Below are 18,780 nucleotides of genomic sequence, written 5' to 3' on the forward strand. Positions count from 1 at the left end.
ATGGGGTTCACCAACTCTGCCGAGGTCACCCGGTATATCGGCGGGATCTTCGAGTCGGCGTTCGCTGATCCCGAGATCGGGCCCAAGCTCGTCGACACCGGTCTGGTGATCGCGTTCGACTTCACCGATCCGGAGGCGGTGGTGGTCGTCGACATGGCCGACAAGTCCGTCCGGGAAGGCGTGGAGGGCGGCGCGGCACCGACCGCGACCATGTCCATGGCGGCAGAAACCGGTAACGCTTACTGGCAGGGCAAGGTCAACCTGCCCCTCGCGATGGCGAAGCGGAAGATCAAGGTCGAGGGCGACGTGGGCAGCCTGCTGAAGCTGGCCCCGCTGGGAAAGAAGCTCTATCCGGTCTACATCGAGCGGCTCAAGAGCGACGGTCGCGACGACCTGCTGGTCTGAACCGACGTGTTCCCCGGTACGCACGCGTCCACCAGGCCCGACCACCCGGCGATCGTCATGGCCGGTTCCGGGGCGGTCACCACCTACGCGGAGCTCGACAAGCGGTCAGCCGCGGTGGCATCGGCGTTGTACGACATGGGATTGCGACGCGGCGATGTCATCGCGCTGCTCTCCGACAACGCCGCGCCTGCTCTCGAAATCTACTGGGCCGCGCTTCGCTCGGGCCTTTACATCACCGCGGTCAATTGGCACCTTGCACCCGAGGAAGCCGCGTACATCGTCAACGACAGTGGCGCGCAGGTGTTGTTCGCCTCGGCGGGTATCGGCGATCTCGCCGCCGACCTCGTGGCGCTCACCCCGTCGGTGCGGCGACGTTATGCGTTCGGCGGGTCGATCGTCGGCCACGACGCCTACGCGGGCCTGCTCGACCGGGACTGGCCGCCGCTTCCCGCTCAGCCGCGCGGAGCGGAGATGCTGTACTCGTCGGGGACCACCGGGCGCCCCAAGGGGATCAAACCGCGCCTGTTGGACATTCAGGTCGATGAGCCCGGCGATCCGATCGTCGGCATGCTGGGACATGCGTTCGGGATAACGCCCGGCGACGTCTATTTGTCGCCTGCGCCGATCTATCACACCGCGCCGCTGAAGTGGTGTGGCGGCGTTCTCGCGCTCGGCGGCACGGTCGTGCTGATGGAGCGCTTCGACGCCGGGGCGGCGTTGGCGGCGATCGAGCGGTACCGCGTGACGGTGACCCAGATGGTCCCGACCATGTTCATCCGGATGTTGCAGCTACCCGACGAGGCGCGCGCGGCCTTCGACGTCTCCTCGCTGCGGCTGGCGGTGCACGCCGCGGCGCCCTGCCCGCCCGACGTCAAGGACGCCATGATCGCCTGGTGGGGGCCGATTCTCGTGGAGTACTACGGGGCCACCGAGCAGCACGGCACGACGCTGATCACCACACCGGAGTGGCAGCGCAAACGGGGCTCGGTCGGCAGGGCAGCGCTGGGCGTCATCCACATCTGCGATGACGGCGGCGTCGAGTTGCCCAACGGTGAAGTCGGCACCGTCTACTTCGAACGCGACACCACCCCGTTCGAGTACCACAACGATCCCGCCAAGACGGCCGAGTCGCGGCATCCCCAGCACGACAACTGGTCCACGGTGGGCGATATGGGATACGTCGACGACGAGGGATACCTGTTCCTGACCGACCGCAAGGCGTTCATGATCATCTCCGGCGGCGTCAACATCTACCCGCAGGAGATCGAGAACGTGTTGGCGTTGCACCCGTGCGTCGCCGACGTGGCGGTGATCGGGCTCCCCGACCCCGAGATGGGGGAGCAGGTCAAGGCCGTCGTCCAACTGCGCGAGGGGATCACCGGCTCCGAAGACCTCGCCCAGGAGATCATCGACTATGTGCGCCAACGGATTGCGCACTACAAGGCGCCGCGCTCGGTGGACTTCACGGACGAACTGCCGCGCACACCCACGGGAAAGCTGGCCAAACGGCTCCTCGTCAACAGATATCTGGAGGTCGCACAATGACTGCAGTACAGGCCACGACCGAGCGCCCGCCATACGATCCGGTCAGCATCTCGTCGGTGGAGTTCTGGGCCAAGAGCTTCGACGAACGCGAGAAGGCGTTCAAGATCCTGCGCGACGAGCGCCCGGTCAGCTGGCACGCGCCGCTCGAGGGCTCGATGATGGAGCCCGAGATCGACGGGGTCTGGGTGGTCACCCGCCACGAGGACGTCGCCTACGTCAGCAAGAACCCCGAACTGTTCTGCTCGGGGCAGGGCATCACGTTCGAGGCGGTACCCGAGGAGCTACTGGCCGCAACCCAGTCCTTCCTCGGCATGGACGGTGCCGAACACGCGAGCCTGCGCCGGCTCGTGAGTTCGGTGTTCACGCCTCGGCGGGTCGCCAAGATCAAGGACCAGATCGAGCGTCAGGCTCGCCTCATCATCGACGGCCTGCTGGAGACGAAGGAGGGCGACTTCGTCGAGCAGGTGTCCAAGCGGCTGCCGATGTGGACCATCTACGAAATGCTGGGCCTCCCCGAGGAACAGCGCGACGAAGCCGCGAAGCTGGCCGAGGGCATGGTGGCCTGGGCTGACCCCGACGTCGCCGCCGGCCGTGAACCCAGTCAGGTGCTCACCGATTCCCTCGTCGGCCTGCTCGACATCGGTATCAGCCTCGCCCAGGCCCGGCGGGAGAAACCGGAGAACGACCTGATGACGTCGTTGGTGCAGGCCGAGGTGGAAGGACGCCGGCTCACCGACGACGAACTCGGCCCGTACTTCGTCCTGCTGTCGGTGGCCGGCAACGACACCACCAAGACCACAACCACCTTCACCACGATCGCGCTGGACCGGTTCCCCGAGCAGAAGGCGTTGTTGCAGAAGGACTTCGACAAGCATATCAACGTCGCCATCGAGGAATTCGTTCGGTGGGCCACCCCGGTCATGACGTTCCGGCGCACCGCGACGCAGGACACCGAGTTGCACGGCAGGCACATCCGCGAGGGCGACTGGGTCGCGATGGTCTACTCGTCGGCGAACCGTGACGAACGGGTGTTCCGCAATCCCCACGAGTTCGACATCACCCGCACACCGAACCCGCACGTCGGATTCGGCGGCGGCGGCCCGCACTACTGCATGGGCGCGTTCCTGGCGAAGATCCAGCTGGAAGCCATCTTCCGGGAGCTGATCCTCCGCGCACCGAACCTGCGAGTCGGCGAACCAGAGTACCTGACCGGCAACTTCATCACCGCGGTGAAGTCGCTGCCCTACACCCTCGACTAAGGAGCCGCCCCACATGTCCGAATTCGCCGGAAAGCGTTATGTCGTCACAGGTGCCGCGTCCGGGATCGGCGATGCGACCGCGCGCAAGCTGCTCGACGCGGGGGCGTCGGTGTACTCCCTGGACCGAAACGCGCCCTCGGCGCCGGTCACCGCGCACATCGGTGTCGATCTGGCCAATCCCCGCAACATCGACGCCGCACTCGAACAGCTGGACGGCCAGTTCGACGGCCTGATGAACATCGCGGGCATCCCGGGGACGGCTCCCGCCGATCTCGTGATGGCGGTCAACACGTTCGCGGTGCGACACCTCACCGAGGCCTTCTTCGAGCGCCTGGCACCGGGCGGAACGGTGACGATCGTGTCCTCCACCGCCGGCTTCGGCTGGCCGCTGCGGCTCGAGGCGATCCGTGATCTCTTGGCCACCGACACGTTCGAGGAAGCCCAGGCGTGGTTCAAGGCCAACCCGCAGCAGGGCAACGCCTACAACTTCTCGAAGGAGGTGACCACGGTCTACACCATGACCATGGGACTTGCGTTGGCGCAGATGGGCTTCCGGATCAACGCGGTGCTGCCGGGCCCTGTGGAGACACCCATCCTGGCGGACTTCGAAGCCTCGATGGGCAAAGACACCCTCGACGGTGTGAAAGAACTGCTGGGCAGGCACGCACAACCCGACGACATCGCCGACGGGATTCTCTTTCTGGCCTCCGACGCGGCGCGGTGGATCAACGGCCATCCGCTCATCGTCGACGGCGGGATCAGCGGCGCCGTCGCGTCCGGTGTGGTTCCCGCACCCGAAATCTGAGGAATGCCATGACTGTTCACGCGGCGGCGCAGACGGCCGACACCGTGGTGACGGGGCTGCGCGAGGTGTTCGAAACCGCCAGAACCCGCCCGCTCCGGTGGCGCCTCGACCAGCTGGCGGCCATCGAACGACTTTGTGACGAACAAGAACCGGCGATCGCGGCCGCACTGGCCGAGGACTTGGGCCGGTCGGCGGCAGAGGCGTGGCTCGGCGACATCACGTCGACGAAAGGCGAAGCGGCCTACGCGCGTAGGCACGTTCGTAAGTGGATGCGTCGCCCACGTCAATCCTTGCCACTGGCCCAGCTGCCCGGCCGAGGCTGGGTGCAGTACGACCCGCTCGGGGTGGTCCTGATCATCGGACCGTGGAATTACCCGGTCTATCTGAGCCTGGCTCCCCTTGTGGCTGCTGTCGCGGCGGGCAACTGCGCGGTCATCAAGCCCTCCGAACTGGCGCCGGCGACGTCGGCGCTGCTGGCCCGGCTGGTTCCGCGGTATCTGGACAGTGACGCCATCCGCGTTGTCGAGGGCGATGCGCAGACCACCCAGGATCTGCTGGCTCAGGGGTTCGACCATGCGCTGTTCACCGGCGGTACGGAGGTGGGCCGCAAGATCATGGCTGCCGCGGCCCCGACGCTCACGCCGGTCACGCTCGAGCTGGGGGGCAAGAGTCCGGTGATCGTGACGGCCGATGCCGACCTGGACGTGGCGGCACGCCGGTTGGCGTGGGTCAAGATGCTCAACTCCGGCCAGACATGCATCGCACCGGATTATGTGTTGGCCGACGCGGCGATCGCCGACGAGCTGGTCGCAAAGATCGTCGATGCGATCGGCAGGTTTCGCGCGGGGGAGCCCGACACGTCTTTGCCGATCGTCAACCAACGGCAGTTCGATCGGCTCGTCTCACTGCTCTCGAGCACAACGGGACATGTTGTCGCAGGCGGCAAGTGGGACACCGGCCGACTGCGCATCGAGCCGACGGTCGTCGTCGATCCCGCGCCGACCGACCCGGTGATGGGCGAGGAGATCTTCGGTCCGATCCTGCCGGTGCTGCGGGTGGATTCACCCGAAGCAGCGATTCGCTTCGTGAACTCCCGTCCGAAACCCCTGGCGTTGTACGTGTTCACCGGCTCCCAGCGACGAGGCCGGAAAATCATCGACGCTGCACCGTCTGGCGGTGCGGTGATCAACCACATCGCCATGCACTGTCTGGTCCCCCAGTTGCCGTTCGGCGGAGTCGGGGCCAGCGGGATGGGCGCCTACCACGGCCGGTGGGGATTCGAAACGCTCAGCCACCGCCGCGCGGTGCTCGCCAAACCCGCGAAACCCGACCCGTCGTTGATGTATCCGCCGTACACCGATCGAGCACTGAGCATCATGCGGAGGTTGATGTGATGAAGGTTCGTGTGGACCGCACCAAGTGTCAGGGCATCGGGATGTGCGAGATGACGGCGCCGACGGTCTTCGAGGTCGGCGAGGACGGGGTGTCCGTCGTCATCAACGAGAACCCGCCGGAGTCAGATCGCGATCTCGTCGAGAAGGCGGTCGCCAACTGTCCGACGGGTGCGCTGTACTTCGCCGACTGATCAGGCCACCACGTCGCGGCCGATGATCTCCTTCATGATTTCTGTTGTCCCGCCGTAGATCGTCTGCACGCGGGTATCCAGATACGCTCGGGCCACCGGATACTCGGTCATGTACCCGTAGCCGCCGTGCAGCTGCAAGCACCGGTCGAGAACCCGCTTCTGCAGCTCGCTGACCGACCATTTGCCCTTGGCGGCATCAACCGCGGTGAGCTGGCCCGCGTTGTACGCGAGCACCGACTGATCGACATAGGACTGCGCGATGTCGATCTCGGTCGCCATCTCCGCCAGTTCGAACCGCACGTGCTGCTTGTCCGTCAGCGGCGCACCGAAGGCATGGCGTTGCTTGCAGTACTCGACGGTCTCGTCGAAGATGGCCCGCGCGGTGGCGATCGCCATGGCGGACACCCCGAGACGTTCGCGGGGCAGATGGCTCATCAGATATTGGAGGCCGTAACCCTCCTCACCGATCAGGTTGGCGCCCGGAACCTCGGCGTCACGGAAGTACAGTTCCGCGGTGTCCTGAGCGGGCAGCCCGATCTTGTCCAGCTTTCGTCCGCGCTCGAAGCCTGGCGTGTCACGTTCCACGACAAACAGGCTCAGGTCACGTGACCCGCCGGTGGTGCCGGTCCTGGCGGCGACCACCACCACGTCGGCCATGATCCCGCTGGAGATGAAGGTCTTCTGCCCGTTGAGTATCCAGCGGTCACCGTCGCGTTTCGCAGTGGTGCGGATGCCGCGCAGGTCGCTGCCCGTTCCGGGCTCGGTCATCGCCAGCGCCCCGATGGTCTCCCCGGTCGCGAAGCCGGGTAGCCAGCGTCGGCGCTGTTCGTCATTGGTCAGGTCGAGCAGATAGTGCAGGACCAGATCATCCTGCAAGCTGACCGTCAGACCGAAGGAGAGCGCGTTGATTCGCGCGACCTCCTCGCACACCACCATGCGGTAGCGGTAGTCGGATTCGGCGGAGCCGCCGTACTCCTCGCCGATCTGCAGCCCGTAGATGCCCGCTTTGGCCGCGCGGCCGAACACCGTGCGGTCGATCCACCGCGCCCTGTCCCACTCATCCTGATGCGGCGCGACCTCGCGGGCGAGAAACTCGCGGACGGTTTCCCGGTAGGCCTCGTGATCGGGACCGTACAGACTGCGATGCATCGTGTCAGATCCGTTCGATGATGGTGACGTTCGCCTGACCGCCGCCCTCGCACATGGTCTGCAGGCCGAAGCGGCCATTCGTCCGTTCCAACTCGTACAGCATCGACGTCATCAGCCGGGCGCCGGTGCAGCCGATCGGATGCCCGAGCGCAATGGCGCCGCCGTTGGGATTGACCTTGGCGGGGTCGGCACCGAGCTCGGCGAGCCAGGCCAGGACCACCGGCGCGAACGCCTCGTTGATCTCGATGACGTCGGCGTCGTCGATGGACATGCCGGCACGCTTGAGTGCGTGCTGGGTGGCGGGGATCGGGGCGGTCAGCATCATCACGGGATCCGCACCGCGGACCGACATGTGATGGATCCGGGCGCGGGGAGTGAGGTTGAAGCGTTTCACAGCCCCGGCAGAGGCGATCAGCAATGCCGCTGCGCCGTCCGAGATCTGGCTGGCGACCGCTGCGGTGAGAACTCCGCCGTCGATGAGGGTCGGCAGCGACGCCATCTTCTCCAAGGAGGTGTCGGCGCGGGGGCCCTCATCGACAGTCGCGTCTGCGAATGGGGTGATCTCCCGCTCGAAGCGACCGTCCGCGATGGCCGACACCGCCCGCCGGTGACTCTCCAGCGCGAAACGTTCGTTGTCTTCGCGTGACAGCTTCCATTGTGCAGCAATCATTTCCGCACCTCGGAACTGGGAGATCTCCTGGTCCCCGTACCGGGTCTGCCAACCTTCACACCCGGTCCACGGATCGCTCGCGCCGAACGGCTCTCCGGCCCCGAACGCCGAGAGGATCGGGTACTGGCTCATCTTCTGCACGCCGCCGGCAACGATCAGATCGGCGGTGCCGCTCATCACGCCCTGGGCGGCGAAATGCACTGCCTGCTGGGCTGATCCGCATTGGCGATCGATGGTGACACCAGGAACCGATTCGGGTAGCCCCGCGGCCAACGCCGCGGTACGCGCGATGTCGCCTGCCTGAGAGCCGATGTTGTCCAGACATCCGAGAATGACGTCGTCGATGGCGGCGGGATCGATGGCGTGGCGGCCCACCACCGTTCGAATGACGTGCGCGGCCATATCGGCAGGATGTGCGCCGGACAGCCCCCCGCCGCGCTTACCGACGGGGGTGCGGACAGCGTCGACGATATAAGCTTCGTTCACTCGCTTAATTTAACATAGAATCAAAACTACGAGCTACGGCTGGGGCCGTCAGCGTCGTGAACCGCTGCCGCGCCTACGGCGAGCCGGTGCGCTGGCCGGACTCAGGCCTGCGCGCACAAAGCTTTGGGCGTTGGCGACCACGGTGTCGACCGAGGTGCGTCGGGGATTCCACCACTCCGCGGTCCAGTTGAGCGCGCCGAGAACCAGCCCGAGCGCGACACGGATCTCGAGGTCGGACCTGAGCTGCCCTGCGTCGGCGGCCTCACTGAACAACCGCAACCACAAGGCGTTGTAGGCGTTGGTTTCCTTCTGCTGGCGGGTGCGCAGGCGTTCGGGGATCTGACCGGAGTTGCGGATTGAGGCCGTGGCGTAATCGGACAGCTCGAGTTCGTGGCGAAGATGTGCGTCCACCGCCGCCAGGATCTTGTCGATGGGCTCGGTCCCGTCGGGCAGCTCGTCGAGCGCCTCCTGAAGATGGCGACGCATATCGGCGATGCCCGCGAACATGACCTCCTCGATCAGGTCCTCGCGGGACGGGAAGTAGTAGTAGATCGCGGGGGCCTGCAACCCCGCATAGTCCGCGACGTCAGACAACCTGGTCCCGGCATAGCCCTTGACGCTCAGGACATGTGCGGCGGCGTCGAGAATGCGTGCGCGGGTGCGCTGGGACTTCGAGTCTGCTTCGTCGGGGATCTGAGCGCTGCGGCTGCCACGGGCCATAGTCAGATGCTAGTGCGCGCAGAAGGTCGGGCACGCCAACGCCTGTCCGTTTCGGCGTGGTCTTACGACCGGCATTCGCAGGTTTACTGCGCATTAAATTTCTGCGGCAGCGACAAAAGACGTTGGATCTCTTCCGGAGTCGTCATCGCATCTCAGCCCCCGCGCGACGTCAGCCATTCCCGCACGAGATGGCCGTCGTCCGCCTCGACCGACCGCAGCTCCGTCAGCGTCGGGTGCCCGGCATCGAGCAGGGCGCTGTCGGTGTCGGCCTCCGGCCGGTCGGTGACCTCGACCTCGCTCAGGCGCACGTTGCCGTCGCGGACCTCCTCGACGCGGGTCTGCACGGCTCCGCCGCGGGCCAGCCGCGCATGCCGGAGCGGGCCCACCTCGGTGGCGGGCCGGTCCGGCACGTTGAGGGAGAGGACGGTGCCGTCGGGGGCGGCGAGCAGCAGCTCCAGCACCGGCGTCAGCAGCCCGGCTGCCGTGTTCCAGTGCCGCTCGCCGGTGGGCCGCAGCGCGACGTCCAGCGACACCGCCAGCGCGCGGGTGTCGCTGATCTTCGCGGTGAGCGCCGCGCCGACCGTCCCTGAATGCAGGATGGCCCGCCCGACGTTGGCGCCGTGGTTGATCCCGGACAACACGAGCTCCGGTCGCGGATCGAACCAGCCGTTGAGCGCGGCGGCGACGATGTGTCCGGGTTGGGCGTGCACCGCCCACGCCTCGACACCGTTCAGGCCGGGCAACTCTCGGCGTTCGACGAGGGTGCGGCCATCGCGGCGCACCGCGCTCAGCGCCGCGCTCGCGCCGCTGGCCTGTTCGACCGGGGCCGCCACGACGACGTCCAGTCCCGCCGCCCGCGCCGCGTTCACCAGCGCGTGCAGGCCGGGCGAGTCGATCCCGTCGTCGTTGGTCACCAATGCGCGCCGCATCCTCCCCCTATCCCCACGGCCGCAGTTGCACCCGTTCGGCCAGCGTCTCCACCGCCCTCGCACCGCCGGTGCCCAACCCGTGCCGCACGACGTTGAGCGCCCCGCAGGCCGCGCCGACCTGCAGCGCCTCGCGCAGCGAGCGACCGCTCGCCAGCGCGGCGACGATGCCGGCCGTCATGGAGTCACCGGCGCCCGCGGAATCGGCGGGCTCCAGCGTCGGCATACAGACCTCGATGACGTCGTCCTCGACCAAGGCCAGGGTCGGTGCCGCGCCTGCCCGCGACACCACGATCGTGCAGGCACCCTCGTCACGCATGGCACGCATGGCCTTCACCAGGTCCTCGGCGTCATCGGACTTCGCCCGCCCGTCGTCGAGCAACTCCTCGTGGCTGACCTTGATGAAATCCGGTTCGCCGGCCAGCACCGCCTCCAGCCGCTCACCGGCGAGGTCGGCGGCCACCTTGCATCCGTTGGCGCCGAGGTCGCTGGCCAGCCGCCGGTAGAGGTCGGCGGGCACCACCTGGTCGCCCTGCGGCCCGGACAGCAGCACCCGGCCGTGCGTCAGGCCCTCAGTCAGGGTGAGCTCGTACAGCGAGTCGAGTTCGTGGCGGTCCAGGGGGGTGCCTGCGGTCTCGGCGACGACTTCCCTGCTGCCGCTGCGACGATCGTGCACATACGCACCGTTGCGCGCGTTGATGGGGACGGTCCGCACGGTGACGTCGCGCGCGGGCAGCAGATGGCCGAGGACGTCGCCGGTCTCCCCGCCGAGCGCGGCGCACAGCACCACCGGCACCCCGAGCGAGGACATCATGCGTGACTGCCACACCCCCTGGCCGCCGGCGTGGACGTGGATGTCGGACTCCCCGGAACGGTCCTCGACGGTCACGGTGAGCATGGGCAGCGGGGCGAAGACGACGACGGCCCCGTCGGGGCGGTCCGCTCGGGACTGCGTGTCGGTCATGGCCGACGGATACCCACCGGAGCGGGCTTTGCCACTAGGTCTCTGCGTCGGGTTGTCCCTCCGGCGGCGGGGTCGAGTAAGCGGGGGTCGCAGGCGGGACATCGACGAACGACGAATCCTGCTGTCCTTCAGTGTCTTTCGGTTCTGGTGAAGTCATGGCTCCCCTTCGATGTCAGGTATTCACGCAGGGGTACCCGCATCCGCCACCGCGAATCACCGGGAGTGCCCGGCCGCGGTGCACTACCGTTTCACCAGTCCGATGTCCGATGTCCGATGCGATTGCGGCGGTGCGATGACGACTCTCGACAAGATCCTCGGTGAGGCCAGCAGCTTTATCTGGGGACCGTGGCTGCTGATCCCGTTACTCCTGCTGACCGGCCTGTACCTGACGGTGCTGCTGCGCGGGATCCAGGTGCGTCGGTTCCGGCTCGCGTTCTGGCTGGCGTTCGTCAAACGTAAGGACCTCGGGGCCGACGGCGACATCTCGCACTACCAGGCACTTTCGACCGCGCTAGCCGCCACGGTCGGCGTCGGGAACATCGCCGGTGTCGCGACCGCGATCGCGCTCGGCGGTCCCGGCGCCGTGTTCTGGATGTGGTTCACCGGCATGGTCGGCATGGCGACCAAGTACACCGAAGCGTTCCTCGGCGTGAAGTTCCGCCGCACCGACGCCGCCGGCGAGCAGTCCGGCGGCCCGATGCATTACCTGCGGCGCGGCATCAAAGGTCCACTCGGCGTCTTCCTCGGCGGGTTCTTCGCGGTCGCCGGTGCGATCGCCGCGTTCGGCATCGGCAACATGACCCAGGCCAACACCGTCGCGGCCAACGTCACCGAGGAGTGGGGGGTGGCCGCGCCGATCAGCGGTGTGGTCATGGTGGTGCTGGCGGCCGCGGTCATCCTGGGCGGCATCAAGAGCATCGGCCGGGTCACCAGCCTCTTCGTGCCGGTGATGATCGTCATCTACATCGTCGGGGCGGCGGCCCTGCTCGCCTTCAACATCGGCGAAGTGCCCGCCGCGCTGGGCCTCATCTTCACCGACGCGTTCACCGGCACCTCGGCCACCGGCGGGTTCGCGGGAGCCGCCGTCGCCGCGGCGATCCGGTACGGCGTCGCCCGTGGCATCTTCTCCAACGAGTCCGGTCTGGGCACCGGCGGCATCGCCGCGGCCGCCGCCAAGACCACCCACCCGGTCCGGCAGGCGCTGGTCTCGATGACCCAGACGTTCATCGACACGCTGGTGGTGGTGAGCTTCACCGCGTTGACGATCATCGTCACCGGCGTGTGGAAGGAGGCGGGCCCGGACGAGGCCGCCAGTTTCACCGCACGCGCCTTTGCCGAGGGCCTGCCCGGGTCGTGGGGCAGCGTGATCGTCACGCTCAGCGTGATCTTCTTCGCGTTCTCGACCCTGCTCGGCTGGTCGTACTACGGCGAGCGCTGCGTGGAGTACCTCTTCGGACGAAAGCTCGTGGTCCCCTATCGGATCCTGTTCATCATCGTGATCTACATCGGCGCGACCACCGCGCTACAGACGGTGTGGACCTTCTCGGACGTGATGAACGGCTTGATGGCCCTGCCCAACCTCATCGGCCTGATCATCTTGGCGCCCATGGTCTACCGCGAGACCCGCGCCTACTTCCGCGGCGAGGAGTACGCGGAGGAGATGAAGGCACGCAGCGGATTATGACTCCGGACGACGAGGGCGCCCCGATGGCTCAACCGCCGATGGACTGGGACGACATGTACCGCCAGGACACGCTGCCGCCGTGGAGCATCGGTGCGCCGCAGCCCGAACTGGCCGCGCTGATCGAGCAGGGCAGCAAGCAGGGCAAGGTGCGCGGCGAGGTGCTCGACGCCGGCTGCGGCCATGCCGAGCTGTCGCTGGCGCTGGCGGCGCGGGGTTATCGGGTCGTCGGGCTCGATGCCAGCCCGACGGCGGTGGCCGCCGCCACCGCCGCGGCGAACGACCGCGGCCTGAACTCGGTCACGTTCGCCCAAGCCGACATCACCGAATTCAGCGGCTACGACGGCCGGTTCAACACCGTGATGGACAGCGGCTGCCTACACGCGCTGCCGGTCGAGCGCAGGCAGGCCTACGTCGAGGCGGTCTATCGGGCGGCCGCGCCCGGCGCCTCGCTGTTCATCCTGGCTTTCGCCGAACGGCCGTTCGGCGAGGATGTCCCCGGCCCCAACGGCTTCACCGCCGAGGACCTGCGCGACACCGTCGCGACCCGGTGGACCGTCGACGAGGTGCGGCCGGCGACGTTGTACGGCAGGGACTTTCAGCCTCCCGACGGCACAGCGCTGCCGCGCAACGCCGAGCGCAGCGCCGACGGCCTGCTGATGATGCCGGGATTCCTGCTCAGCGCGCACAAGGACGCGCGGCACAGCTGACCGTCAGATGCCGGTGAGCGCACGGCCTTCGGCCTGCCACGCGCGCATGCCGCCGCGTAGTTCGACGACATCGGTGTAGCCGAGATCGCGGAGCGCTTGGGCCGCAACGGTACTCATCGGCCCGGAGCGGCAGTAGATGGCCAGCGGGGTGTCGCGATCGGCTGGGAGACGGTCGGCCTGCGCCGCGATCTGGTCGAACGGGATCGACAGGTCGGTACCCGGAATGTCCCCCTCGAAAGGCACGTGGACGTTTACGGCCAAGCGATCGGGTTCGGCGATGGCCGCGGCGAACTCGCCGGGGTCGACCAACCGTGCGGCGCTCGCTGGCAGAGCCTCCTTCTGGGCGCACGCACTCGACACGATGACACTCATTGCCAGCAGGAACGCGGCAAGCGGTCGTGCTACCCAACCAGCCATACCCGCAGGCTACCCCCAGGGGTACGCGCTGCCCCGGGCTGACGATCTGGCTGGTTTGCTGAAAGCGGCGCGAGCCGGGGCCCGCGCGCCTACCATCCGGTTCTGGGATGGCGGCTCGGACGTTTGCGTTGAGTCTGGGAGTTGCGACAGCAGCGCTCACGGTTCTCCTTGCGCCTCCTGCCTCAGCCACCGAGGACGAATTCCTCGACGGCCTACGGGATCGGTACACCTTTCTGAGCGACGATCAGCTGCTTTCGGAAGGCCGGCGGGTGTGCTCAGCCACGCGCGGCGGGGTACTCGCCCCCGATGCGGTCGTCATGGTGCGAGACGACCTCGGGGTGTCGACGGACGCGGCGTTGAAGATCGTGACCAGCGCCTTGCTGGACTTGTGCTGACCGGGTGACAGCGCTCAGCGGAACCGGATGTTCATGGTCGCCAGGCCGAAGATCTTCTTGCCGCCGGATTTCGCCGCGACCACGACAACCCCCGAACGCGTCGCCGAATCCAGCGACTTGATCCGGCCGCTGAACTCGATGTCGGCTCCCTCCGCGGCCGAGACGACCGCGGGCGCCGACAAGCGCACCGCGTAGCGGGTGACCGCGCCGGGATCCCCCGACCATGCGGAGACGAACCCGGCGCCCAGCCCCATGGTGAGCATGCCGTGGGCGATCACATCGGGCAGCCCGGCCAGCTTTGCGATGCCCTCGTCCCAGTGGATCGGGTTGGCGTCGCCGGCCACCCCGGCGTAGTTCACCAGGTCGCCGCGGGACAGCCGGGTGTGGCGCACCGGCAGCGCGTCACCCACCGACAGGTCATCGAAGGACGGCGTGCCGGGCACTCGGGTCGAGCCCCCGTCGGCGATCCGGATCTCGCCCTCGGGGCGGACCGTCTTCTGGTACTCGGAATCCAAGGTGCCGACCCCGGAGAAGTCGACGTCGTGCATCATCGCGTTCTGCACGGCGGTCTTCACCGCGGCATCGACGTCCTCGGCGGTGACGCCGACGACGGTGGTGTGCAGGGTGTGCACCCGCTCGCCCGCGGTGTCGGTGAACGTGTTGGTCACGGTGATGAAGTCACGGCCCGCCGTTCTGCGCACCGAGGTGAGCTCCACGTCGATCACCAGTTCGTCGCCTGCCACGATCGGGCGGTGCTGCTCGAAGACCTCCTCGGTCTGCAGATAGGTGTCGTAACCGACGACGATCTCTTCGAACATCCGCCGGTTGCACTGCATGCCCGGGGCCGACGTGAACGTCAGCGGCGCCACCACGTCCGGATAGCCCAGCCCGGCGGCGGCGGCGACGTCCCAGTGTGCGGGGTGATAGTCCTGCACCGCGCGGGCGTACTCGCGTAGCTTCTCGCGGCCGACCAGGTAGGTGCCGTCCATCTGGTACCAGTGGCCGACCCGCGCTTCGAGCGCGGACGTCTCTGCTGATGCGGTCATGTGTTGCCCAACTCTTCTGTCGGCTCGTTGCTGAAGACCGACCCAAGCACACTAACGCGCAACCAGTGCATGAGCGGCGCGGCGGTGGGTACTCGCGATTGCCCCTGCCACCGAGAGCCGAGGACCCACGTGAGCAAGACGAGTCAACGCGAGCTAGGCGAGTCGGACAGTCCCATCGAGGACGAGTTGGAGGGCGCCTTCCAGAGGATGATCGGGGAGGGTACCCAGCGCCTGCACCGCAGCTGGCGAGAAGTGCTGGTCACCGGGTTCTTCGGCGGCACCGAGGTGGCGGTCGGCGTCCTCGCCTATCTCTCGGTGCTGGCGGTCACGCACAACCACTTGATCGCCGGGCTCGCCTTCTCGATCGGCTTCCTGGCGTTGCTGCTCGGCCGCTCCGAACTGTTCACCGAGGGGTTTCTGGTGCCGGTCACCACGGTGGCCGCCAAGCGCGCCAGCGTGGGTCAGCTGCTCAAGCTGTGGAGCGGAACGCTGATCGCCAACCTCGCCGGAGGCTGGGTGATCATGTGGCTGATCATGACGGCCTACCCGAAGCTGCACGCGCAGACGATCGAGTCGGGCACCCACTTCGCCACCGCGCCGCTGTCGGCCGAGACGGTCGCGCTGGCGCTGCTCGGCGGGATGACGATCACGTTGATGACGCGCATGCATCACGGCACCGATTCGACGTTCGGCAAGATCGCCGCGGCCGTCGCGGGCGGGTTCCTGCTCGCCGGGCTGCAGATGTTCCATTCGATCCTCGACTCGCTGCTGATCTTCGGGGCGCTCATCACGGGGCAGGCGCCGTTCGGCTACCTCGACTGGCTCGGCTGGTTCGGCTACACCGCGGTCGGCAATGTGGTCGGCGGGTTGCTGCTCGTGACGCTGCTGCGGGTGTTGCGCAGCAAGGAGCGGATCCGGGAGGAACGGCAGGACGCGAAGGCGTCTTGAGTGGCGGTCAGACGACCGCCCTGCGCGCGGCGGCCGCGGCTGTGAACCGTCGTAGCGGACAGACGTCGAGGCGGGTACAGGCCAGCGTCGCGCCCGCGGCGATCACGGTGAGCACCGCGGCCGCGATTCCCACGCTCAGGTGGATCTCCTGGGCCAGGATGACCGAGGACATCGCGAGCACGAACCAGCCGAAGGCCTGCCTCAGCGACTCGGGGTTGACCATCGCGGTCGCTCGGGCTCCGATCAAGGCGCCCACCACGGCCGCGGCCGTCACCGCCAGCGCCACCGGCCAGTCGATTTGAACGCTGGACAGATAACCGCCCAACCCGGCGAACGACTTCATCGCGATCACGATGAGCGAGGTGGCCACCGCGACCGGCATCGGTAGGCCGCCGAGCAGCGCGAGGGCGGGCACCACGAGGAACCCGCCCCCGGCCCCGACCAGACCGGTGACCAAACCCACCACCAGCCCCTCCGTCACGATCTTCGGTATCGGCAGGGAAAAGTCGCCGTCGCTTGCGGTTTCGACGTTCCTGCGCCCGCGCAGCATGGCGACAGCGGTGCCGATCATCATGACGGCAAAGCCGATGAGCAGTACCGGGCCCGGAATGTACCGGGCCAGCAGTCCGCCCGCGTACGCACCGGCCATACCCGCGCCGCCGAAGATCAGACCGGTGCGCCATTGCACCCGCCCGGCCCGTGCGTGCGAGATCGCGCCTATCGCACTGGTGACGCCGACGACCAAGAGCGACGTCGCGATGGCTTGTTTGGCGTCCATCCCGGCCACGTAGGCCAACAGTGGCACGGTCAGGATGGAACCTCCGCCGCCGAGCAAACCCAGTGCGACACCGACGAATACGGCGAGACCGATCGTGAGCCCGATCATGATCGGCCGTCCGGCTCTTCGGTTGCGGAGGTTGCGTCGACGAGCTGGGCCACGATCGTCTGGGCATCGCAGGTGACGCCGCGGTTGTAGGGCAGCTTCGACAGCATCATGCCCATTGCGCAGGTGTTGGACAGCGCCGCGAATGTCAGGCCGCCGCCGATGGCAGCGGCGACCCACTTGAGCTTGGGCACGGCGATGCTGCCCAAGACGCTGGCGAACACGAGGCCACCGGCGACCAGGCGGACCTGCCGTTCGAGATCCCAGCGTTCGGCCCCGCGCGTCACCGCGAATCCCTTGGCCTCCCAGGCGGTGATCCCGCCGGCGAGGATGTGCACATTGGTCAGCCCCGCGTTGCGCAGTGTCTCCTCCGCCTGGGCGGCGCGCTGACCTGACCGGCAGACAAGGACGACGTCTTGGTCGAGGTGTCGGACGATCTCGTCGCGGTGTTCGCGCAACAGATCCAGCGGCACGTTGTAAGCGCCGGCGATGTGGGCCGTCTCAAACTCGCCCGGTGTCCGGACATCGAGCACCCGCGGCGGGGTGGGCGAGTTGAGCAGGCATTCGAGGTTGTCGCAGTCGATCGTGGCGGGTGCGGTCATGTCGGTGTCCTCTCGCGTTCAGCAGGGTGTTGAGTTTGATACCCCATGGGGTATATTGGTCGCCATCGTACACATACCCCCGGGGGTAAATGCAAGGACGGAATATCCCGACCCGCAGAACCCTTGACATACCCGTAGGGGTATATGTGCCGTCGCATGACCCGAACCGAAGAAAGGACCGCCGCCGTGAAATTCATCCAGTACTACCTGGACTGCCTGTCCCACGCGTCGTACCTGATTGCCGACGAAACCACCGGGCGCGCAGTGGTTGTCGATCCGCAACGGGATGTTTCCGAATACCTCTCCGATGCCGAGGAGCTCGGTTTGACCATCGAGCTCGTCATCGAAACGCACTTCCACGCCGACTTCCTGTCCGGCCACTTGGAGCTGGCCGAGGCCACCGGCGCGAAGATCGTGTACTCGTCGGTCGCCGAGACCGAGTTCGAGTCGATGGGCGTGGCCGACGGGCAGCGCTACTCGCTGGGCGAGGTGAGGCTGGAGTTCCTGCACACCCCCGGCCATACCCCCGAGTCGCTGAGCATCGTCGTCTACGAACAGCCCGACGACGAGGTGCCCTACGGGGTGCTCACCGGCGACGCGCTGTTCATCGGTGACGTGGGCCGCCCGGACCTGTTGGCCTCGATCGGGTTCACCCGCGAAGAGCTGGCCGACAAGCTCTACGACTCGCTGCACACCAAGCTGATGACCCTGCCCGACGCCACCCGGGTGTATCCGGCCCACGGCGCGGGTTCGGCCTGTGGCAAGAACCTGTCGACCGATCTGTGGTCGACCATCGGCGAGCAGAAGGAGACGAACTACGCCCTGCGCGCACCCGACAAGGAGACCTTCATGGCGTTGGTCACCGAAGGGCAACCGCCTGCACCGGGCTACTTCGTCTACGACGCGATCCTCAACCGCAAAGACCGTGAACTGCTGGACGAGACCAAGATGCCGATGGCGATGACCTATGAGCAGGTGCGCGACGCGATGAACGCCGGCGCGATCCTGGTCGACGGGCGTGGACCGGAGGAGTTCGCCTTGGGGCACCTGCGCGGGGCGATCAACATCGGGCTCGACGGCCGCTACGCCGAGTACGCCGGATCGGTGGTGCCCACCGACGTCGACATCGTGTTGTTCACCGAACCCGGACAGGAACTGGAGGCAAAGACCCGGCTGGCGCGCATCGGCTTCGACCGGGTGATCGGCTACCTCGAGCGTCCGTACGAGGCGATGTTCGCACACCGTGACGACGTGCAGGTGGCCTCGCGGCTGACGGCCAAGGCGTTCGACCAGCGTGCCATGGAACTGGCCGACCTGCAGATCGTCGACGTGCGCAACCCGGGTGAGACCGCCGCGGGGACGATCCCGAATGCGGTCGAGATCCCGGTGGCTCAGCTGACGAGCCGTCTCGGCGAGCTCGATCCCGCCAAACCGACCGTCGTTTACTGCGCGGGCGGCTACCGGTCGTCGGTGGCGGCAAGCCTGTTGCGGCAACGCGGGTTCGCTGATGTCAGCGACATCCTGGGTGGCTTCGGCGCCTGGGAAGAAGCCCGGCAGAACGCCTGAGCCGACGAATCAGAAAGG

20 protein-coding genes are annotated in these 18,780 nt (G+C 67.3%); 11 read left to right on the plus strand and 9 right to left on the minus strand.

Features of this window, described 5'->3' with window-relative positions; all coding sequences use genetic code 11:
• From G6N28_RS11780 to G6N28_RS11805, 6 genes are read left to right on the plus strand one after another with little or no spacing between them, the layout of a single operon-like run.
• Complete coding sequence (locus G6N28_RS11780; RefSeq protein ID WP_163900446.1) at positions 1 to 405, plus strand: SCP2 sterol-binding domain-containing protein; 405 nt, start codon at positions 1 to 3, stop codon at positions 403 to 405.
• 6 nt (positions 406 to 411) lie between these two features.
• Entirely contained in the window at positions 412 to 1,950 is a 1,539-nt protein-coding gene (locus G6N28_RS11785) for an acyl-CoA synthetase (protein ID WP_163900448.1), read from the plus strand.
• Positions 1,947 to 3,209, plus strand: a complete 1,263-nt coding sequence (locus G6N28_RS11790; RefSeq protein WP_163900450.1) for a cytochrome P450 — start codon at positions 1,947 to 1,949, stop codon at positions 3,207 to 3,209. The genes G6N28_RS11785 and G6N28_RS11790 overlap by 4 nt, the downstream gene beginning before the upstream one ends.
• Before the next feature lie 13 nt (positions 3,210 to 3,222).
• Positions 3,223 to 4,014, plus strand: a complete 792-nt coding sequence (locus tag G6N28_RS11795; RefSeq protein WP_163900452.1) for a coniferyl-alcohol dehydrogenase — start codon at positions 3,223 to 3,225, stop codon at positions 4,012 to 4,014.
• An 8-nt stretch (positions 4,015 to 4,022) separates the two neighbouring features.
• On the plus strand, positions 4,023 to 5,408 hold the full coding sequence (locus tag G6N28_RS11800; protein ID WP_163900455.1) for an aldehyde dehydrogenase family protein: 1,386 nt from the start codon (positions 4,023 to 4,025) through the stop codon (positions 5,406 to 5,408).
• Complete coding sequence (locus tag G6N28_RS11805) at positions 5,408 to 5,599, plus strand: ferredoxin (RefSeq protein WP_163900457.1); 192 nt, start codon at positions 5,408 to 5,410, stop codon at positions 5,597 to 5,599. The genes G6N28_RS11800 and G6N28_RS11805 overlap by 1 nt, the downstream gene beginning before the upstream one ends.
• On the opposite strand, the gene G6N28_RS11810 is transcribed toward G6N28_RS11805, so the two are convergent.
• From G6N28_RS11810 to G6N28_RS11830, 5 genes are all read right to left on the minus strand, one after another.
• Complete coding sequence (locus tag G6N28_RS11810; RefSeq protein ID WP_163900459.1) at positions 5,600 to 6,748, minus strand: acyl-CoA dehydrogenase family protein; 1,149 nt, start codon at positions 6,746 to 6,748, stop codon at positions 5,600 to 5,602.
• A 4-nt stretch (positions 6,749 to 6,752) separates the two neighbouring features.
• A complete protein-coding gene (locus G6N28_RS11815) occupies positions 6,753 to 7,904 on the minus strand; it encodes an acetyl-CoA C-acetyltransferase (RefSeq protein ID WP_163900461.1) in 1,152 nt (383 codons plus the stop codon).
• A gap of 48 nt (positions 7,905 to 7,952) precedes the next feature.
• On the minus strand, positions 7,953 to 8,624 hold the full coding sequence (locus G6N28_RS11820; RefSeq protein WP_163900463.1) for a TetR/AcrR family transcriptional regulator: 672 nt from the start codon (positions 8,622 to 8,624) through the stop codon (positions 7,953 to 7,955).
• Positions 8,625 to 8,776: 152 nt separating this feature from the next.
• Positions 8,777 to 9,553: a 5'/3'-nucleotidase SurE gene (gene surE, locus G6N28_RS11825; protein ID WP_163900464.1), complete on the minus strand. Its 777-nt coding sequence runs from the start codon at positions 9,551 to 9,553 to the stop codon at positions 8,777 to 8,779.
• 7 nt (positions 9,554 to 9,560) lie between these two features.
• Complete coding sequence (locus tag G6N28_RS11830; protein WP_163900466.1) at positions 9,561 to 10,514, minus strand: 1-phosphofructokinase family hexose kinase; 954 nt, start codon at positions 10,512 to 10,514, stop codon at positions 9,561 to 9,563.
• 292 nt (positions 10,515 to 10,806) lie between these two features.
• On the opposite strand from G6N28_RS11830, the gene G6N28_RS11835 reads away from it, so the two are divergent.
• Together G6N28_RS11835 and G6N28_RS11840 are read left to right on the plus strand one after the other, a co-directional pair.
• A complete protein-coding gene (locus tag G6N28_RS11835; RefSeq protein WP_163900469.1) occupies positions 10,807 to 12,198 on the plus strand; it encodes an alanine/glycine:cation symporter family protein in 1,392 nt (463 codons plus the stop codon).
• A gap of 23 nt (positions 12,199 to 12,221) precedes the next feature.
• Complete coding sequence (locus G6N28_RS11840) at positions 12,222 to 12,905, plus strand: class I SAM-dependent methyltransferase (RefSeq protein WP_163906152.1); 684 nt, start codon at positions 12,222 to 12,224, stop codon at positions 12,903 to 12,905.
• A gap of 3 nt (positions 12,906 to 12,908) precedes the next feature.
• Here the strand turns inward: G6N28_RS11840 and G6N28_RS11845 are convergent, their stop codons facing one another.
• Positions 12,909 to 13,322 carry a rhodanese-like domain-containing protein gene (locus tag G6N28_RS11845; protein WP_163900471.1) on the minus strand — a complete coding sequence of 138 codons (414 nt, stop codon included), beginning with the start codon at positions 13,320 to 13,322 and terminating at the stop codon, positions 12,909 to 12,911.
• Positions 13,323 to 13,429: 107 nt separating this feature from the next.
• On the opposite strand from G6N28_RS11845, the gene G6N28_RS27430 reads away from it, so the two are divergent.
• Positions 13,430 to 13,717 carry a DUF732 domain-containing protein gene (locus G6N28_RS27430; RefSeq protein WP_163900473.1) on the plus strand — a complete coding sequence of 96 codons (288 nt, stop codon included), beginning with the start codon at positions 13,430 to 13,432 and terminating at the stop codon, positions 13,715 to 13,717.
• 14 nt (positions 13,718 to 13,731) lie between these two features.
• Here G6N28_RS27430 and G6N28_RS11855 read toward each other — a convergent pair whose 3' ends face one another.
• Positions 13,732 to 14,763: a fused (3R)-hydroxyacyl-ACP dehydratase subunits HadA/HadB gene (locus G6N28_RS11855; protein ID WP_163900475.1), complete on the minus strand. Its 1,032-nt coding sequence runs from the start codon at positions 14,761 to 14,763 to the stop codon at positions 13,732 to 13,734.
• A gap of 129 nt (positions 14,764 to 14,892) precedes the next feature.
• Between G6N28_RS11855 and G6N28_RS11860 the strand changes: the two genes are divergently transcribed.
• Complete coding sequence (locus G6N28_RS11860) at positions 14,893 to 15,711, plus strand: formate/nitrite transporter family protein (protein ID WP_163900477.1); 819 nt, start codon at positions 14,893 to 14,895, stop codon at positions 15,709 to 15,711.
• 7 nt (positions 15,712 to 15,718) lie between these two features.
• On the opposite strand, the gene G6N28_RS11865 is transcribed toward G6N28_RS11860, so the two are convergent.
• Both G6N28_RS11865 and G6N28_RS11870 read right to left on the minus strand, forming a co-directional pair.
• A complete protein-coding gene (locus G6N28_RS11865; RefSeq protein ID WP_163900479.1) occupies positions 15,719 to 16,597 on the minus strand; it encodes a sulfite exporter TauE/SafE family protein in 879 nt (292 codons plus the stop codon).
• Entirely contained in the window at positions 16,594 to 17,196 is a 603-nt protein-coding gene (locus G6N28_RS11870; protein WP_163900481.1) for a rhodanese-like domain-containing protein, read from the minus strand. The genes G6N28_RS11865 and G6N28_RS11870 overlap by 4 nt, the downstream gene beginning before the upstream one ends.
• Positions 17,197 to 17,382: 186 nt before the next feature.
• Here G6N28_RS11870 and G6N28_RS11875 point away from each other — a divergent pair, with 186 nt between their 5' ends.
• Positions 17,383 to 18,762, plus strand: a complete 1,380-nt coding sequence (locus G6N28_RS11875; RefSeq protein WP_163900483.1) for an MBL fold metallo-hydrolase — start codon at positions 17,383 to 17,385, stop codon at positions 18,760 to 18,762.
• The last annotated feature ends 18 nt before the right edge of the window (positions 18,763 to 18,780 follow it).

This window comes from Mycolicibacterium pulveris, from assembly GCF_010725725.1.
Classification (GTDB): Bacteria; Actinomycetota; Actinomycetes; order Mycobacteriales; family Mycobacteriaceae; genus Mycobacterium; species Mycobacterium pulveris.

What these genes read in the sequence shown, in the direction of transcription:
- G6N28_RS11780 (WP_163900446.1), top strand. Translation starts at nt 1, where the DNA reads ATGGGGTTCACCAACTCTGCCGAGGTCACCCGGTATATCGGCGGGATC.
- G6N28_RS11790 (WP_163900450.1), top strand. Translation starts at nt 1,947, where the DNA reads ATGACTGCAGTACAGGCCACGACCGAGCGCCCGCCATACGATCCGGTC.
- G6N28_RS11795 (WP_163900452.1), top strand. Translation starts at nt 3,223, where the DNA reads ATGTCCGAATTCGCCGGAAAGCGTTATGTCGTCACAGGTGCCGCGTCC.
- G6N28_RS11800 (WP_163900455.1), top strand. Translation starts at nt 4,023, where the DNA reads ATGACTGTTCACGCGGCGGCGCAGACGGCCGACACCGTGGTGACGGGG.
- G6N28_RS11805 (WP_163900457.1), top strand. Translation starts at nt 5,408, where the DNA reads ATGAAGGTTCGTGTGGACCGCACCAAGTGTCAGGGCATCGGGATGTGC.
- G6N28_RS11810 (WP_163900459.1), bottom strand. Translation starts at nt 6,748, where the DNA reads ATGCATCGCAGTCTGTACGGTCCCGATCACGAGGCCTACCGGGAAACC.
- G6N28_RS11820 (WP_163900463.1), bottom strand. Translation starts at nt 8,624, where the DNA reads ATGGCCCGTGGCAGCCGCAGCGCTCAGATCCCCGACGAAGCAGACTCG.
- surE (WP_163900464.1), bottom strand. Translation starts at nt 9,553, where the DNA reads ATGCGGCGCGCATTGGTGACCAACGACGACGGGATCGACTCGCCCGGC.
- G6N28_RS11830 (WP_163900466.1), bottom strand. Translation starts at nt 10,514, where the DNA reads ATGACCGACACGCAGTCCCGAGCGGACCGCCCCGACGGGGCCGTCGTC.
- G6N28_RS11835 (WP_163900469.1), top strand. Translation starts at nt 10,807, where the DNA reads ATGACGACTCTCGACAAGATCCTCGGTGAGGCCAGCAGCTTTATCTGG.
- G6N28_RS11840 (WP_163906152.1), top strand. Translation starts at nt 12,222, where the DNA reads ATGGCTCAACCGCCGATGGACTGGGACGACATGTACCGCCAGGACACG.
- G6N28_RS11845 (WP_163900471.1), bottom strand. Translation starts at nt 13,322, where the DNA reads ATGGCTGGTTGGGTAGCACGACCGCTTGCCGCGTTCCTGCTGGCAATG.
- G6N28_RS27430 (WP_163900473.1), top strand. Translation starts at nt 13,430, where the DNA reads ATGGCGGCTCGGACGTTTGCGTTGAGTCTGGGAGTTGCGACAGCAGCG.
- G6N28_RS11855 (WP_163900475.1), bottom strand. Translation starts at nt 14,763, where the DNA reads ATGACCGCATCAGCAGAGACGTCCGCGCTCGAAGCGCGGGTCGGCCAC.
- G6N28_RS11865 (WP_163900479.1), bottom strand. Translation starts at nt 16,597, where the DNA reads ATGATCGGGCTCACGATCGGTCTCGCCGTATTCGTCGGTGTCGCACTG.
- G6N28_RS11870 (WP_163900481.1), bottom strand. Translation starts at nt 17,196, where the DNA reads ATGACCGCACCCGCCACGATCGACTGCGACAACCTCGAATGCCTGCTC.